A 17,581-nucleotide genomic window follows, 5' to 3' on the forward strand; every position below is an offset into this window, starting at 1 on the left:
TATGCGTATAATTATTGCTCAAATATGCGCTGATACTTTTTCAGGGCAGCCTCCAGGTTAATGCCTTTGCCCAAAACGGGTTTAAACAGGTCCCCGGTTTCCTTAATACGGTGCACTGCATTTTGAATGGTGAACTGCGTCATTTTCAGACCCGGCTTTAATTCATCCCAATGAAGCGGCATAGAAACGGTGGCACCTGGTTTGGGACGAAGCGAGTAGGGGCAGGCCAGCGTGGCACCAGGCCGGTTTTGAAGAAAGTCAAGGTACATTTTTCCTTTCCGGTTTTTCACTATTCGTTCCAGGCTGGTAAAAGATGGGTATTGCTGCTGCACCACGCTTACAATCAAACGTCCGAATAGCTGTGACTGATCATAGGTATATGCTGCTCCTAAAGGGATATAAATATGCAAACCGGTAGACCCCGAAGTTTTGCAGCAGCAGGGTACCTGGATGGCATCCAGTACCGATTTGATGGCAACGGCGATCTCTATCACCTGGTCGAAGGTGTTTTTATCCGGATCGAGGTCCAGTACACAATAATCCGGATGATCCGGCGACTGAACGCGGCTAAACCAGGGATTCATTTCAATACAGCCAAGGGACGCCATCCATAATAAGGTGGCCTCGTTATCTCCAACCAGGAATTCTTTATTTTCTCCTTCGCTTGTTGTGTAAGGGAATGTTTTTACCCAGTCGGGAGATTTGCCCTTTACATCTTTTTGATAAAAGCCCGGTTTGCTGATCCCGTTCGGAAAACGGTTAAGCGATTGAGGCCGGTCTTTTAAATAGGGCAGTATATATTCGGCTACCTGGTAATAGTAGTTAAACAGGTCTCTTTTAGTGTAGCCCTCCTTTGGCCAGAATACTTTGCTCAGGTTGGTGAACTTTAATTCATGGCCGTTAATTTTCCGTACCTGCGTTTCGTTCGTAGGGTTAAGCAATGTTTTGCGGCTTTGATCTTCAGGCGGCTTCATTAACACCGTTGAGGGCTTAAGCTGGTTGTTTACTTCATCCACCACCTGCAGCGTATCGGCTGCTGTTTCACGGATCACATCGGCAGCTTTTTTATCGGCACGCATGCCCTCAAAGGAAGGGTGCCGGAACACGCCGTCTTCCGTAATCTCCGCAAATGAGATCTCACAAACGAGCCGGGGCTTTAGCCAGGTAGGTTTTGCGCCCATGCGCTGCCTGAACCGTGAAGGTTTGTCTACATCAATTTCTTCCCGGAAGGGCGAATGGTCTGTAATAAGCGGCTTAAATTGTTCCATCATACTTTTTTGCTGCTTATCGGAAAAACCGGTTCCTACCTTGCCGGCATAAGTAAGCTTTTTTTTATCATAAACCGCTAAGAGCAGCGCACTGAAGGTTTTGGAGGTGCCTGCATTTTTTGTAAAACCGGCAATGATCACCTCCTGCCGTTTATGAACCTTAATTTTTAACCACTCTTTGCTGCGCAGATCCGCCGTGTATGTACTACTTGCCCGCTTGGCCATAATACCCTCCAGTCCCATTTTTTGAGCCGCTGCAAACATCTCTGTACCCGGTACATTAAAAACCGTACTAAGCCGGATCCGGTCATCATCTGCCGGCAATACTGCTTTTAAGATGGCCTGCCGTTCGGTTAAGGGCAGGCCCATAAGATTTTTTCCATTGTACCAAAGAATATCAAAAATATAAAAGGCCAGTTCGGCGTCGGCTTCACTGCGCCAGTTTTGCAGGATGTTGAAGTTGGATCCTCCTTTTTTATTTAAGGCTACAATTTCACCATCGAACACGGCATTGAACTTCCACTGGCTGATGATATCATAAACCGGGTAAAACTTTTTATCGAAGACCTTATCATTCCTCGAGCGCAGGCTGGTTTGCCCGTTCCGCAGGAATGCCAGCGCCCGGTAACCGTCCCATTTGATCTCATAAAGCCAGTCCGGATCATCAAAAGGCTTGTCAACCAGGGTAGCAAGCATCGGTTTAATATTAACGGGCATACTGCCGCGCTTGGCTTTTGCCAGCAGCGCATCTACGTCCGTATCCAGTGTTTCCTCCAATTGCGCACTGGTGGCTGGCAATGGTTTGTTGCTCTTTTTTCTTGCGGAAGAAGTTTTTGAGGCCGGCCTTTTTGCTGCTGTTGCTTTAGATGCGGCCTGACCATAAATATGTTTACTGGTTGCGGCTATTTTTTCTATGGTCTTGCCAGACTGTACCGATTTATCCTTTAATAAGATATCTTTTGGCGAGGCATATTTGTCATCCAGTTTCATCAGCAGCCATGCATTTTCTCCGCGGCCCGGCGCACGAACAAGGGCAAACCGGCCCTTCAGTTTTTTGCCATGGAGCACAAACTTTAACTTCCCGGTAAACAAACCATGAAGCAGGTGCTTTTCCTGTTCGGCCTTGGGCCTATCCTCCAGGTCCGCATCTGCAAATCTGCCTTCATCCCAAACAATAACGGTTCCGCCGCCATATTGCCCCGCCGGAATAATACCCTCGAAGTTGCGGTAGTCATAAGGGTGGTCTTCTACCATCATCGCCAGCCGTTTTACAGCCGGGTCGGTAGATGGTCCCTTTGGCACCGCCCAGCTTTTCAATACTCCCCGCATTTCAAGACGGAAATCGTAGTGAAGATGTGAAGCAGCATGTTTCTGCACTACAAAGCGCAGCAATTCCTTTTCTGCCTTTTCGCCGCCAAAGGGCTCCGGAGTTTTAGAGGGGTTGCGCTTTTGCCGGTATTTTGTAAGGGACATGCGAAGTCTGTTATGGGTTTATTTATGGTGTCTTTTCCTTAAGTATTGCTCCAGGGTTTTCCGGTTGTTGGAGCCGGTTGCTTTTATAGCCCCCATAACAGCCTGGGCCGACACACCCAGCTTATCTTTGAAGTACTGTATCTCATACTTTTCGGATCCGCTTACCTTGCTGCGGTCGCGCGCGTCCTGTATCGCTTTATTGTCTGTCATGGTCAGAGTGTTTTAATCATTTATTTAAAGAATCAAGACCTGGAGTTATGGGGGCTGTTTGCCGGCAACTTTAAAACCCGTTTTAAAAACAGCAGGTAATGCCGGGGCCGGGAAACGGTGCTCCCCGTTTATTTGGAACTACAAAATTGTTGCCAAAGAAGAATCACTAAACGGCTTAACTCCGAGGGTGTTTAAGGTGATACTACCGCTTTTTCCAAAAAAAGTGTTGCGATATTTCCAGGTCCTCTTAAGGAAACAACATTAGGAATGGTAATTGCGGGTGAAAATGCGGACAAAGAGGCGGTGCTGTTCACAGGCAAACAGTATCAGCGCTCACTGCCGATAAAAACAGTAATCATGAAAGCAGAAGTTTGGTTGCATCGGATGTATTCATGGATGATCACGCATGGGCCTGCTGTGCTGCTGGCTCTTGTTGTATTGTTCCTGGGCTTATGGCTGATACGGCTTTTTGCTGCTTATCTGAGCCGTGTAATGGGGAAGAAGCAAATCGACCGTTCATTAAAACCCTTTCTGCAAAGTATGGTGGTTGTGCTGCTCCGGGTGCTGCTGTTACTGGCCGTTATGCAGATCGCGGGTATTACCATGACCCTGTTTGCCGCATTGATCACTTCTTTTGGTGTAGCGGCCGGACTGGCACTTTCGGGTACCTTGCAGAATTTTGCCAGTGGTGTGCTTATCCTTTTTTTAAAACCGTTCCAGGCCGGGGACAATATCATCGCACAGGGGCAGGAAGGCACGGTAACAGAGATCCGGATCTTTTATACGATTGTAACTACCTTCGATAACCGGATCGTTGTCATTCCCAACAGCAAGCTATCCAATGAAGTTATTATTAATGTAAGTGCGTCCGGTAACCGGAGGCTGGATATTGAGATGAAATTTACGAATGGTACGGACTACGAGCAGGTAAAGCAGATCATCGGCCAGGCAATTGAAGATTCGGGGAATATTCTCCATGAACCGCCCAAAAGGATCGGGATTTCTTCTCTGGAAGCCGATGGGTATAAAGTGATGCTGAACCTCTGGATCAATGCGCATGGTTTTACCGATACCAAATTTCAATTCCAGGAAAAATTGTTACAACGCCTGAAACAATCGGGGCTGCCATTGCCGGGAATGTAGCTGCAGGGCTGCGTATTCGGTTTAATGATATGCCTGCTGACCGTTCTAAAGGAGCGATGAAGGAAGGCCGGTTCGTTATTGTTAAGATGGATCCTGGATCCGACGCAGCGCCCGGACATGTGAAGCAAGTGCATCGGCCTTTTTCAGCACCGCACCTTTAGCGGCTTTGAGCAACTGCCAGTGGTCTTTGTGCTTTTGCAAAACGAGGACTTCATTCCGGTCATTCGTAACAACGCAAAGATCCGGGCCGGCATCTGAGTGATAAAAAGCGAAATGATACCCGGTGTTGCCGATCCGCTTGTCGGCGGTTGGTTGTTCAGCGGAATGCCGGCTCGCTGCGTTAGCCGGCTTATCCTTTTTAACGGCTGCCGGTCGCTTTTCTTTTTGAGGAGAAGGCAGTTTTATGGAATCCGGATCGTAATCCGGTATCATCAGGCTGATGGTTCTGCCAAGGTCCTCACTTAAAACATTTTCTTCAGTTGCAAATGAGTCTTTAAATTTTTGAATTACGGTGCCGGCTGCAGTTTGCTTAATAATAAACCGGCCCTTGAGCCGCTTTCCGTAAAAGATAAAAGAGAAAGATTGTTTACTGGTACCGGCTCTTAGTTTTTTTTCTGCAGCAGCTTTATCATCGCCTTTGTTCACCGTATATGTGCCTTTGTCATAAACCTTTTTTTGGGGGATTTCTTTTTGGGCCATGTCCTTTTGCCGGGTAATGCTGCGTGCAAACCGGTTATCGCGGGTAGGCGGATAGATGCCGGACCATACATAGTAAACGCTGCCGGCCTCCAGGCAGATATGGAATGTTTTTGCGTTGGGCTGGTAAACGATAAATGAGGGTAAGTCTTTAGTTGATTGGGCCATATTTTTAAAGTTCAGCTATGGTTATGCACAAGAACTGTTCCATACCACCACATTCAAATAAACAAGAGGGTGCAAACACGGTCAATGGGCAACCGGCAGGGTAAAATAAAAAACACTGCCTTTGCCGGGCCAGCTTTCCACCCCGATTTGCCCGTTATGTGCTTTAATGATTTCGCTGCAGATAAACAGGCCGATGCCAAATCCCGAAATATAGCGGGTTTGTGTGTTGCGAACCCGGTAAAACCGCGTAAAGATCAACGGCTGCTCTTCCAGGCGGATGCCCGGGCCGGTATCTTCAACCGTTAACCGCAGCAAGCCATTGGTAACGCTGCATTCGATGGTAATGGTGGATCCGGCCGGTGCATATTTGAGGGCATTGCTGACGAGGTTGTGAATGACCTGCGCAATTTTCTCTCTATCCGCATCGATCCAGATATCCTGCAGCTTAAAGGTAAGTGTGTGACTGCTGGTGGTTGCGTTAAACTCCTCCTCTAAGTCGAGCAGGAGGGTCCGGATATTAAACCGCTCCGGGTTTACAGGAGGGGCGGGTAAATCAAAACGGGCAGCATGCAAAAAGTTATGAAGCATCCGTGTCATCTTTTCGAGCTGTTTGTTTACGATCGTCAGCAGGTCTTCAGACTGCCGGTCACCATCAGTTGCTGCCCTGGCCTGGAGTATTTCTACAAAGCCGGCGGCAGAGGTCAGCGGCGTTCGTAATTCGTGGCTGATGGTACTGATGAAATCATTTTTGCGCTGCTCGTTTTCCTTGATTTCCGTGATGTCGACCAGCGAATGAATATAGCCTGCAAAAGAACCATCGGAATGAAAACGGGGCGTTGCCTGTAACAGCAACCACAGGTAGGCGCCGTCTGATCTTAAAATACGGAACTCGGATTTCCAACGGTGCCTTTTCACAATACCTTCGGCCAGTAAGCTTTCTACCCGTGCCTTATCTTCGGGATACACCAGGTGTACCCAGCCGGATGTTAATAGTTTGGGTATGGGAAGCCCGGTAACTACGGCCCATAGCCGGTTAAAGTACAGGTTGGTTCCCTGCCCGTCTGTTACATGGATCATTACGTCTGCACCTTCGGCCATATTCCGGAACCGGTTTTCGCTTTCAGCGATTTTCATTTCAGCATTCCGTATATCCGTAATATCTCTTGTGGTACCGGCGATGGCCTCCACTTCACCCCAATCATTTAATACCGGTGTAAAAATATAGTCGTATATACGCCGGCCCAGAACGGCATGCGGAAAAGACACTTCTCCCCGGATGGGTTGTTGCGTTCTCCTGATTTCATCGATCTCTTTCTCATGCATTTCCGCATGCCAGTCTTCATACCCGTTTTCCCGCAATCCTTTTCCAATAGCATCTTCCCATCTTTTGCCCCACATGGCCAGGAGGGCCTTATTAGCATAGGTAAAGCGGTACTCCAGGTCAAATACATACATCAGGTCGGGCGTGTTTGCAGTAATGGTTTCATACAGGCGTTTTTGACGCTCCGCCATCAGCCCGGTCGCCTGCATCAGCTCCGGTGTACGGTGGCTTTTTGTAATATCGATGAGGCCGCCGAACCATTCCGTAATAGCACCCTGGTGATCCAGGACCGGTACGGCAGTGGATAATACCCACCCGGTATTGCCATCGGGCTGCAGCACGCGGTGCGTTAAGCGGATTTTTTTTTTGTTTAAAACTGCCTGCCGGATGGCATTGGAAACCCGGGCCTGTTCCTCCTGCGGAATATATACCTGCATCCAGTCTGCGATGGGAGCGGTTACAGCAATGCCGGCGCCTTTAAGACTCCGCATCTGCTGCCAGTCGCCGCTCATACTAAAAACGGCATCAAATGCAGATGCAGCCAAAGCGGTTAAGGAGCTTTCGGAACTGGTGAAGGGTTTAGGGGGGCGATTCGATTCTTTCATAAGAGTAAACACAAGATACGCATTCATTCAACACCTTTCAGGTTTCTGCTTTTGGATTTGGACGAAGGCGCGTAAAAGGAGTTGAAAGACCACCTGGCAGATCCGGAAAAGGAAATTGTGGGGAATAAAATCTACAGCAGGTTGATTTTTGCCCGGATTACTTCCCGGAGAACGTAATGGCTTCGCTGTGCTTCAAATAACAGAACCCCGAATTCCGGTTAGTGCTCCTTATTTACGTATAATTTAATAAATTTGAAGATTATACCCTGTAAAATATGGAGCTCCCTGAATCGATCCGCTTTTCTACCATTATTTCCGACCCGGAAGTGTATATCAATAGCATGTTGCAGCTGCACCCCGATGCCCGGCACGATCAAAATTCCGGGGCCATAGAAATTAAAAATGAGGTCATAGATTCTTCGTTTAAATACCGGCTCCTGGAGGACGGGCTCTTCCTGTTTTCTTTTACCAGTTACAGCCCGGTAGACGCGGAATATGGATTGATCCCCAATCCTGACTCCGACTATTTTACCCTTGTTTTTTATTTTACGGAAAAGCGTACCAAGAATCCATTGTATTTGAAAGTTGACGAACAGTTTTATTCGGGCAACCAGTTTGCCGCTTTTTTCAACGGACAAATGAATGCCGAAATTTTTATCAAGGCCCGGCAGCAGGCATTTGGCATCCAGATCGAAATGCATAAAAAATGGATCGCCGAAAACCTGGATATGGCCTCCCTGGCAAAAAAGCCATTGATTGCCCCTGTATTAAATTTCCGGGAAAAGGCCTTCGTGCAGGCAGAAGTGAAACAATACCAGCACCTGGCTGAAGCTATTTGTTCCGCATTCAACAAGGAAAAGGACATTTTTCAGAAGCTGAAGCTAAAAACAGGATCATATACGCTGATCAGCTCGTTCCTGGAGGAAATTTCCGGCATACAAAAGTACAAAACAGGTGCATCAGGCCAGGAGTCCGGCGAGTTGGAAGTTGCGCTCAATTATATGGAAAAATCCTATGCCGCAGATTTCCCGGGAACCGGTTTCCTTGCAGCGCAATGTAAAATGTCGGAGAGCTCCTTTAATAAAAAATTTAAAACCATCTTCCGGCTTACGGCCGCGCAATATTTCCGGAACCTGAAAATGAAGGAAGCGCTCAAGCTTTTGGAATTGGGGCATCATGTAAAAGATGTTTGCTATAAGATCGGGTACCAGGATACGTCCGCATTTGGGCGTAGTTTTAAGCAGGTGTATGGTGAAAGCCCGGCTTCTTACGTGAAAAAATAGTGTTTCTGCACATTTTTTTGCCAGATCTGCATACCGGTTTTGGTGAAATTTGCACTTCGGCAAGTAGCAGATTCGTATGCCCCCGGGGTCGCAGCCAAAACAACTGCCACTTGCTTTTGAAAAACAGGTAACGATTGGCCCTGAGAACCTGGTAACAAAACTGTTGTACAATGAATATGAGAAAAATGATCCTTTGCGCTGCTATTTTTACCGGCAGCATCATCGCCGGCCATGCACAGCAAAAAAATGCAAAACTTCACCGGCTTTTCGACCAGTATTATAAAGCATATTATGCACTCAATCCGTTGCAGGCAACATTTGATGGTGTTGATGGTTACAACGATCAGTTTCCTGCGGATGATGCGCAGCATCTGGAAGCGGTGCACCATATGTACACCAGCTACCTGGCCCAGCTGAACACATTTGAAAAAAAAGCACTGAACAAAGAAGACCGGATCTCCCTGGCAATTTTGGAAAGTGATATTCAAACCGGGCTTAGAATGGAAAAACACCACCTGGAATATATGCCTATCAGCCAGTTTTTCAGCTTCCCCATGTATCTGGCTATAGCAGGTTCAGGAACATCGGCACAGCCTTTTAAAACCGTTAAAGATTACGACAACTGGCTGAAGCGCTGCCGGGCTTTTACAAGATGGACCGATGTGGCGATTGATAATATGCGTAAAGGTATTAAAACAGGAATCGTACTGCCCCGGGCATTGGTTATAAAAACCATCCCGCAAATGCAGGCACTGGCAAAAAATGAAGAAGCCGCTTCTTTTTACGGACCAATAAAAAACTTCCCGGAAAATTTTTCCAAAGAAGAGCGGGAACGTTTAAGCGCGGCGTTTAAAGACGTGATGGCCACCGCTGTTTTTGCTTCGATGCAGAAACTGGCCGATTTCTTCCAGGATGAATATTTACCCGCCGCCCGTTCCAGTTCCGGGCTCAATGCCCTGCCCAACGGCAGGGAAATGTATAAGGACTATATTGCCGCTTTTGTAACGGTTGATAAAGACCCGGAAGCCGTCTATCAGTTAGGCCTGTCCGAAGTGGCCCGGATTACGGCAGCAATGGAAAAGATAAAAGATTCCATCGGTTATAAAGGAACGCTGTCCGAATTGTTTGAATTTATGAAAACCGACAAACAATTTATGCCGTTTAAAACGGACCAGGAAGTGCTGGATGCCATCCACGCAGTTTATGCAACGATAAAACCCCATCTTCCGGAATATTTTGGCGTTGCGCCCCAAACACCTTTTGAGATCCGGAAAACCGAAGCTTTCAGGGCCGCGTCTACTCCTGCTGAATATCTTCCGGGAGATCTGCCTACCAACCGCCCGGGCATTTTTTATGTTTCCATTGTGGATCCTGCAACATTCAATATCACCAACCTGGATATAGAGAATTTGTTTTTACATGAAGCAATTCCCGGGCATCATTACCAGCTGAGCCTGCAACATGAAAATACGGGCGTTCCGCTGTTCCGGCAAAAATATGCCAACAGTGCCTTTACAGAGGGATGGGGCTTATATATCGAATCATTGGGCAGGGGGCTGGGCGTTTACACCAGTCCCTATCATCAGCTGGGGGCGCTGAGCGCGGAAATGCACCGGGCCATCCGCCTGGTGGTAGACGCTGGTTTGCATACCGGCAAAATGACCCGGGAAGAGGCTATAAAGTATATGATGGATCATGAACCGATGTCGGAACAAATGGTGACATTGGAAATTGAACGTTATATGGCCTTACCAGCCCAGGCGCTTTCCTACAAAATTGGCGAACTGAAAATAAAGGAGCTGCGCAACCGGTACAAAGCCCGCTTAGGCGACAAATTCAGTATCCGCGATTTTCATGATGCCATCCTGAAAGGCGGTGCCATGCCTTTAACGGTATTTGAAAATTATATGGATGATTGGGCGGCATCGGTTAAATAACCCAAACTAAAAGATCCGGTCATTACATGGATTGCGTTCAATAATAAAAACAAAACAAATGAATAAAAGCAGGCTCACTACTCTTGCCGTTGGCGCTGCGCTTTTGAGCGCCATTGCTGCATGCCACAACAACGGCAGTCATCCCGGTTCGGTTCGTGAACATTTTATAGAAACACAGTTCGTTGATAGTACCGTAAAGCCCGGCGATGACTTTTACCGGTTTGCCAATGGTAAATGGGCGGACACTGCTAAAATTTCCCCGGATTATTTCGATGCAGGAAGTGGCCTGGATGTTTACCGGAGAATACAGCAGCAGTTGAAAACACTTTTAGATGATGCTGCGAAAAACAATAGCGGCAGTGCCGGAAGTATTGAACAAAAGGTGGGCGATTTTTATGCTTCGGGTATGGACACGCTTACCATTAACAACCGGGGGTACGAACCGGTAAAACCATTGCTGGCCCAAATTGATGCCATTACGGATCTGCCGTCCCTGCTGAAGTTTGTGGCAGAAGAGGAAAAAAAGGGGAATGAAACCATTTTCGGTTTTCATGTAGACTCTGACCAGGGAAACAGTCTCATGAATATTGCCATATTACTGCAAACCGGTATTGGTATGCCTGAAAGGGATTATTATTTCAGAACAGACAGTGCCACGCTTGCCATTCAAACTTCGTACAAAAATTATCTGGCAACCTTGTTCCGGTTAGCCGGTGCGGATCCTGCAACGGCCGCGAAAAATACCGCTACCGTGTATCAGATAGAAAAAGAGATGGCAACGGCACATAAAACAGTAGTGGAGCTGCGCAATGTAAAAGAGAACTATAATAAAGTGGCGTTTGCCAAAATCGATAAGGAACAACCCAATATTGGCTGGACGGCCTTCTTCAGCCATATCGGTGCCCGTGCTGACTCCGTAGATATGGAGCAACCCGGTTATTATACCCGGCTGAACACCCTTTTACAAACGGTGCCCATCGCCGATTGGAGAATCTATTTCCGGGCTCATATATTAAAGAACTATTCCGGTTACCTGAGTCAGCCTTTTCAGGATGCTGCGTTTAGCTATCGGAAAGATCTGACCGGCCAGAAAGTGCAGCAGGCGCGCTGGGAGCGGATCTGCAGTGTTACCGACAAAAAACTGGGTGAGGCCCTGGGGCAGCTATACGTAAAAAAATATTTTCCGCCCGAGGCAAAACAGCGTATGGATGCATTGATCAATAACCTGGTAAAAGCCTTTGCAGCACGCATTCAAAAACTGGATTGGATGAGCGATTCCACCAAAATAGTGGCCGAAGAAAAGCTCAAAACCATCCGCAGGAAAATTGGCTATCCGGACAAATGGCGTGATTACAGTAAGGTGCATGTTGACAAGTCGAAGTATTTTGAGAATGTCGTATCTGCCAGTCAGAATAATTTTGAATTCCAGTTATCCCAGTTAGGCAAGCCGGTAGATGAAACGATCTGGATGATGACACCGCCAACGCTGAACGCCTATTACGATCCAACCAAGAACGATATTAATTTTCCCGCGGGTATTTTGCAGTTCCCATTCTTTGACAAGGATGCAGACGATGCTGTAAACTATGGCGGCATCGGTGCGGTGATCGGGCATGAAATCACCCATGGATTCGACGACCAGGGGGCACAATTTGATAAAGTGGGCAATATACACGATTGGTGGACCAAACAGGATAAAGTAAAATTTGATGAAAAAGTAAAACAGATACAACAGTTATATGATGGCTTTGTAGTGCTGGATTCCATGCACCTCAATGGTAAGCTGACATCGGGGGAGAACATTGCAGACTTTGGCGGGGTGGCCATTGCCTATGATGCCTTTAAAATGACCCAGCAAGGGAAAAGTGATACAAAAATTGATGGCTTTACACCCGACCAGCGTTTCTTTTTGGCCTATGCAGAATCATGGAGGACCAAGTATACAGATGCTATTATGCGAATGCTGGTGCATACAGATCCGCATTCCACGCCTGACTGGCGGGTACGCGGGCCTTTGATGAATTTTGATCCCTTCTACAAGGCATTCAATGTACAACCCGGCCAAAAAATGTACCGGGAACCGAAAGACCGGATAAGGATCTGGTAGCGGGAAGCCAGGACAATGTGAACATGTATGGATGCTAAACGGAAGCTATGATAAGGTCGGCTTAACATGGTTGTCAATGGCAGATGACAGGATAGCTTGAACGCCATCCGACCTGTTGTTATAGCGGGCCTCGCGGATTCTTTGCGCGCCTTGCGGTAAAAATTTAGACGCAAAGATCGCAATGAAAATTATTATGGCAGTTGCCCTGGCAAACCTGGCGCGGCCCTTGTTCCTTGCGGTTGCGTGCAATCATAATGCTGGTACCTGGCCTTTTTTTATGTCCCTTGCTGCCGGCCATCACCTTGCAAATTTCTTTGTGCCCGCCACACATAGAATCACTCCAAGTGTAACGGCAACCATGCCCATGCTTACGTTTTCGTGTAATAAATAAGCGGCTAATGCCAGCCCCAAAAAGGGCTGCAATAACTGCAGCTGGCCTACGGTAGCAATGCCGCCCTGTGCCAGCCCTTTATACCAGAAAACAAAGCCGATAAACATACTGAACAGCGATACATACGCCAGGCTAACCCAGGCGGCTGTGCCAATGCCTTCAAAGGATGCCGGTATATAAACCCATGTAAGGGGCAACATGACCGGCAGTGCAAGCACCAGCGCCCAGGAGATCACCTGCCAGCCGCCAAGTATCTTTGTTAGTTTTGCCCCCTCCGCATAACCCAGTCCGCAAAGGATAACGGCACCAATCATCAGCGTGTCGCCTGCAGGCGAAGCCGAAACGCCGCGTGCAAGCGCATAACCTACCACCAGTAAACTCCCGGTAAGGGAAAATAGCCAGAATACAGGCCGTGGACGTTCCCCGCCGCGGATGATACCAAATATGGCGGTTGCCACCGGCAAGATCCCTATAAAAACAATGGAATGCGCCGCGGTTACATATCTTAATGCCAGTGCACTTAATAAGGGGAAGCCTGCCACTACACCCAGCGCCACGATCGCTAAGGGGATGAGCTGTTTCCGGTTAGGGCGTTTTTCTTTAAAGACCAGTAGCACCACCAACGCAAGTATGCCCGCAATGGACGCCCGCGCAGCCGTAAGGAATAACGGGTTAAATGCGGCAACGGCTACTCTTGTTGCAGGTAAGGAACCACTAAATAATACCACACCAATAAATCCATTCAGCCAGCCTTGTGTGGTGTTTGCTGCTACTTTACTTGTACTCAATGCGGTCATGCGATCTAATTTTGCTGCAAAATTCGGTAATGAAGCCGGATAAACACAGCCACAGTTTTTGTTGTTTTGATGGACACAGTTAGCTTTGTGCTGTGAAAAAAGTATTTATATACAACGAAATTGCCGGCAACATCGCAAACAAGATCAGGAAGGGTGTTTTGAAAGCCGGTGAGCGTTTGCCTTCCGTAAGGATATTAAGTAAGGAACATGGGATCAGCATCAATACGGCTAAACGGATTTTTCTTGAACTGGAGGCCCAATCGCTGGTAGCATCAAAACCGCAATCCGGCTATTTTGTAAGCCCGTTACCCTATTTGAAACTGCCGCTGCCGGAAGCCAGTCATCCTTTGCCCGTTGCCAATAACAGGGAGCCGGGCGAACTGATCGACGGCGTTTATTCCAATATGGGGCGCAGGGATCTGACGCTTTTTTCTATCGGCGTGCCCTCCGGTAATCTCCTGCCATTGGCCAAGCTGAAAAAAGAGCTGGTGCTGGCTACAAGGGAACTGAAAGAGGGGGGAACGGAGTATGAGCCCTTACCGGGGAATGTAAAACTGCGAAGAATGGTTGCTGCCCGTTCATTGGCCTGGAAGGGCGATTTAAAGGAGCAGGACCTCATCACTACAAACGGCTGTATGAACGCCCTGGCGCTTTGCCTGATGGCCCTTACAAAACCGGGCAATACCATCGCACTGGAAAGCCCCTGTTATCCCGGTATTCTTCAGCTTGCAGTGAGTTTGGGATTAAAAGTGCTGGAAGTGGCCACCCACCCGGTAACCGGAATAGAGATCGATGCATTGAAAAAATTGTTGCCTAAGATAGATGTATGTCTTTTAGTGCCCAATTTTAATACACCCCTGGGATATTGTATGCCCGATGCCCGTAAAAAGGAAGTGGCGGCATTATTGGCAACATATTATATTCCGCTTATCGAAGACGATACCTACGGCGATCTCTATTTTGGTACGGAACGCCCCAAATGCTGTAAGTCATTTGACACAGATGGTAATGTGTTATGGTGTGGCTCTGTGTCTAAGACCCTTGCCCCGGGTTACCGGGTGGGCTGGGTGGCACCGGGCAGGTATAAGGAGCAAATACTAAAATTAAAATTGGTCCATTCTTTATCTTCCGCTTCTGTTATCAATGAAGCGGTAGGAAACTTCCTCATGACCGGAAGGTATGAAAACCACCTGCGTCACTTACGCAAAACCTTACAGGAAAATTATCAGCGTTATGCGCTTGCAATAGCGGCGCATTTTCCGGAAGGAACCAAAATAAGCCGGCCGCAGGGCGGACTGGCATTGTGGGTAGTATTTCCCCGGGCGATCGATACCGGCGAATTGTATAATTATGCATTAAAAAAGCGCATCAGTATTTCACCCGGCAGAATGTTTACCTTACAGGATCAGTTTCATAACTGTATGCGCCTTTGTATCGGGTTACCGTGGACGGATGACCTGGGGCTGAAGCTGAAACAGCTGGGAACGCTGGCGAAGAGCTTGTGCATATGACAGCTGCTGAACCTGCCGGATTTTCCCGGTTTTTCGTTGCAGGCGATACCTCCAATCTTTTAAAACAGTATACAGCAGCCGGCATTTCTTCGGGTGGATGCGGTTGTAATTGCCCCTTATGATTGTCGTTTTTGTCCACCGCGGCCTCCGGAGCTGGCCGGTACCTTTGTAAGGTAAATCATGTAACCATGCGAAAATTAATCATGAAAATGTCGGTTTCGATCGATGGCTTTGTAAGCGGCACCGATGGCGGGAAGGACTGGCTTTTCAAAACCGGTGACCCGGAATCACAGGCCTGGAGTGCAGGCGTTACCCGAGAAGCCGGGCTCATTATCATGGGCCGGAAGTCGTTTGAAACAATGGCTCCTTACTGGCCAACGGCAACCGGTCCCTTTGCCGCGCCGATGAACGAGATCCCCAAGGGTGTCTTTACCCGCAAAGGATTTAACCCCGCGTCTGCAATAAATCCGGAGGAACGGGCGGCTGCGGCCTCCTGGACCGGGGCACAGGTTTTTGACGGGGATCTTGCCGGAACGATCCGGCAGCTTAAAGCCAGCGGATCCGGGAAACCGATCCTGGCAATCGGCGGCGCAGGATTTATGCAGGCCCTTATTGCCACCGGGCTGATCGATGAGTACCACCTGGCCATCCATCCCGTGGCATTGGGCTCGGGCATGCCGGTATTCACGGGGGTAGGAGTACCGCTTTATCTGAAATGGGCGGGGGTAAAGGCGTTTCCCGGTGGCGTTATGGCCGTAACCTACCGGGTGTAGCAGGTTCCCGTTCGTTTATCCCGGGGCGCTATTATTTTGAAACGGGCGCTTGCTGGCCGTTGATCCGGAAACAATCGCTTGCTTTTGTTTGATCCAGGTAAATAAGGGCATCGTAAAGATCGGGTTGCACATCCATTTGAAACTGGGGATAATCCATGGCCACGGCACCAATGGAACGTACATTCAGGTTCTTCAGCAGCCAGCCTGCATCTTTATGTTGCAGTTGCTGAGCGCGGATATCGAGGAAGAAGTTACCCAGTTGCGCAGCGCGGCCATAACTTTCAAAACTGCGGGGTATCGGGGCAATCAATGCATTACTGTTGCCGATTTCTTTGCCCTTTACAACTGCTGTATAGGTGCCTGCTCCTGCAGAAAACCCAATAACCCGCATATCGGTTTTATGTCCATTTTCCTCCAGGTAGCCTCCCATTGTATAACTGCGGCGGTTTACATGTCCATTATGCGCCCAAATGACCATCTTGCTGCCAGGGTTTTGTGCCAGCAGCCAGTCTGCATTTGCGGCCATTGACCGGTCTCGTACAGAAGGGCCCTTCCGGCCTGCTTTTGCCAGCAGCGCAAACTGGTTCAGCAGTGTTGCGTTTTGTACGATCCATGCAAATGCTTGTGTGCCCATGGCGGCAGACAGTGGTTGTTTATGTACATCAAGATGTTTTTTTACGGGCTCCAGTTCTTTTAATAGCAGGGCTGCCAGGGAGTCGGCCGGTTGCTGCCAGTTGCGTTTCTCCAGTTTTTCAACAAGGCCACTGATAGCCGTTGTAGTGGCAACCAGGCTGCCGGCATATTGCTTTGCAAAACGCTCCAGGTTATCGGCAGCTCCTTTTCCCATCTGCATATCAAAACCAGTGAACTGAACAGGTGCATTTGGGTGCGCCTGGTTGTAACCGCGCATCCAGGTCATCATATCCTTTACCTCCTTTGTATTCCAGGTCCAGAAGTACATGGTGTCCAGCAGGTGCTCGGGATTGCCGGTGCCCCGCAGTACATAATCATTCATGCCATTGGTTTCCGCCATATTGGCTTCTATTGCAAAAATGTTGAACTTCATTTCTGAAACAAGAAACTCCAGCAACCGGTGTTTCATGCTGAATATTTCGCTGGTGCCATGTGTACATTCGCCCAGCGATACAATGCGGGCATCGCCTACAAAATGTTTCAGTGGTTGCAGGTCGGCAAAACCATTGCCCGCATAAACGGTGGTTAAAGGCACAGCATTGGTCCTGATCCAGGTAAGCTGATCTGGCTGAGGCGCATAAGCCGCAGGGATTGTTTTGGCGAGCGTTGCAATATCCACCCCGTCGAGCGTTACGTGCAGGTTGTCCAGCCACATACGCCCTTTCCCCGTCAGCATTCCACCCATTACGATAGCCGTGGCTCCTTTTTCCAATGGCAGCTCAATGCTGTACCGTTGCCAGTCGTGGGTGCCTTTAAGCGCTTCATGATACATGTTTCCAAGCTGAGGCGTACCGTCAATGCGCATCCAGAGACCGGCATAACCATCGCTTATGTTTTCTGTTTTTATATACCCTTCAAGCTTTAATTGTTTGCCGGAGTATTCTGCCGGCAGCACAAAGGAAACGGAAGCAAAGGCATTCGTAGCGGCGGCCGCATCCTTTTCCATTTTTATGGAGTATTTTCCGGAATGCACATGAACAGCGTCAATTGAAACGCGGCATCCTTCGGGTACTTTTGCCCGCATTCCCTGAGGCATGCCGGAATGATTGTCCAGCGCTTCAAAATCAAAATTAAGCGGGTGTTGGGCACCGGCGATGACAGGGGAAAGGATCATCAGCAGCAATAAGGTTCTCATAATTATCCGGTTTTAATTTGCGTTGGCTTATGAAATTAACAAGCGCCGGGTTCAAAAAAAAGTTAAAAGA

The 17,581-nt window shown here is 48.3% G+C and carries 12 protein-coding genes; 6 read left to right on the forward strand and 6 right to left on the reverse strand.

Features of this window, described 5'->3' with window-relative positions; genetic code table 11:
• Positions 1-11: 11 nt before the first annotated feature.
• Both ligD and Q1V85_RS22675 read right to left on the reverse strand, forming a co-directional pair.
• On the reverse strand, positions 12-2,741 hold the full coding sequence (gene ligD / locus Q1V85_RS22670; protein WP_300603649.1) for a DNA ligase D: 2,730 nt from the start codon (positions 2,739-2,741) through the stop codon (positions 12-14).
• An 18-nt stretch (positions 2,742-2,759) separates the two neighbouring features.
• A complete protein-coding gene (locus Q1V85_RS22675; protein WP_300603651.1) occupies positions 2,760-2,951 on the reverse strand; it encodes a DUF3606 domain-containing protein in 192 nt (63 codons plus the stop codon).
• Positions 2,952-3,308: 357 nt separating this feature from the next.
• On the opposite strand from Q1V85_RS22675, the gene Q1V85_RS22680 reads away from it, so the two are divergent.
• Positions 3,309-4,094 (forward strand): mechanosensitive ion channel family protein, encoded by a 786-nt coding sequence (locus tag Q1V85_RS22680; protein ID WP_300603654.1) that lies wholly within the window; start codon positions 3,309-3,311, stop codon positions 4,092-4,094.
• An 81-nt stretch (positions 4,095-4,175) separates the two neighbouring features.
• Here Q1V85_RS22680 and Q1V85_RS22685 read toward each other — a convergent pair whose 3' ends face one another.
• Both Q1V85_RS22685 and Q1V85_RS22690 read right to left on the reverse strand, forming a co-directional pair.
• Positions 4,176-4,958 carry a hypothetical protein gene (locus Q1V85_RS22685; protein ID WP_300603657.1) on the reverse strand — a complete coding sequence of 261 codons (783 nt, stop codon included), beginning with the start codon at positions 4,956-4,958 and terminating at the stop codon, positions 4,176-4,178.
• A gap of 81 nt (positions 4,959-5,039) precedes the next feature.
• Positions 5,040-6,911, reverse strand: coding sequence for a PAS domain S-box protein (locus Q1V85_RS22690; RefSeq protein ID WP_300603660.1), 1,872 nt, complete (start codon positions 6,909-6,911; stop codon positions 5,040-5,042).
• 248 nt (positions 6,912-7,159) lie between these two features.
• On the opposite strand from Q1V85_RS22690, the gene Q1V85_RS22695 reads away from it, so the two are divergent.
• From Q1V85_RS22695 to Q1V85_RS22705, 3 genes are all read left to right on the forward strand, one after another.
• Positions 7,160-8,167: a helix-turn-helix transcriptional regulator gene (locus Q1V85_RS22695; RefSeq protein ID WP_300603663.1), complete on the forward strand. Its 1,008-nt coding sequence runs from the start codon at positions 7,160-7,162 to the stop codon at positions 8,165-8,167.
• 170 nt (positions 8,168-8,337) lie between these two features.
• Entirely contained in the window at positions 8,338-10,104 is a 1,767-nt protein-coding gene (locus Q1V85_RS22700; RefSeq protein WP_300603666.1) for a DUF885 family protein, read from the forward strand.
• Positions 10,105-10,162: 58 nt separating this feature from the next.
• Positions 10,163-12,211 carry a M13 family metallopeptidase gene (locus tag Q1V85_RS22705; protein WP_300603668.1) on the forward strand — a complete coding sequence of 683 codons (2,049 nt, stop codon included), beginning with the start codon at positions 10,163-10,165 and terminating at the stop codon, positions 12,209-12,211.
• A gap of 297 nt (positions 12,212-12,508) precedes the next feature.
• Here Q1V85_RS22705 and Q1V85_RS22710 read toward each other — a convergent pair whose 3' ends face one another.
• Positions 12,509-13,399: a DMT family transporter gene (locus Q1V85_RS22710; RefSeq protein ID WP_300603671.1), complete on the reverse strand. Its 891-nt coding sequence runs from the start codon at positions 13,397-13,399 to the stop codon at positions 12,509-12,511.
• A 92-nt stretch (positions 13,400-13,491) separates the two neighbouring features.
• Between Q1V85_RS22710 and Q1V85_RS22715 the strand changes: the two genes are divergently transcribed.
• Together Q1V85_RS22715 and Q1V85_RS22720 are read left to right on the forward strand one after the other, a co-directional pair.
• A complete protein-coding gene (locus Q1V85_RS22715) occupies positions 13,492-14,910 on the forward strand; it encodes a PLP-dependent aminotransferase family protein (protein ID WP_300603673.1) in 1,419 nt (472 codons plus the stop codon).
• Positions 14,911-15,098: 188 nt separating this feature from the next.
• The gene (locus tag Q1V85_RS22720; RefSeq protein WP_300603676.1) at positions 15,099-15,683 is read left to right on the forward strand and encodes a dihydrofolate reductase family protein; all 585 of its coding nucleotides are present in this window, start codon (positions 15,099-15,101) and stop codon (positions 15,681-15,683) included.
• A gap of 31 nt (positions 15,684-15,714) precedes the next feature.
• Here the strand turns inward: Q1V85_RS22720 and Q1V85_RS22725 are convergent, their stop codons facing one another.
• Positions 15,715-17,511 carry an erythromycin esterase family protein gene (locus Q1V85_RS22725; protein WP_300603679.1) on the reverse strand — a complete coding sequence of 599 codons (1,797 nt, stop codon included), beginning with the start codon at positions 17,509-17,511 and terminating at the stop codon, positions 15,715-15,717.
• Positions 17,512-17,581 lie beyond the last annotated feature (70 nt).

The sequence above is a fragment of the Niabella sp. genome (assembly GCF_030150205.1).
Lineage (GTDB): Bacteria > Bacteroidota > Bacteroidia > Chitinophagales > Chitinophagaceae > Niabella.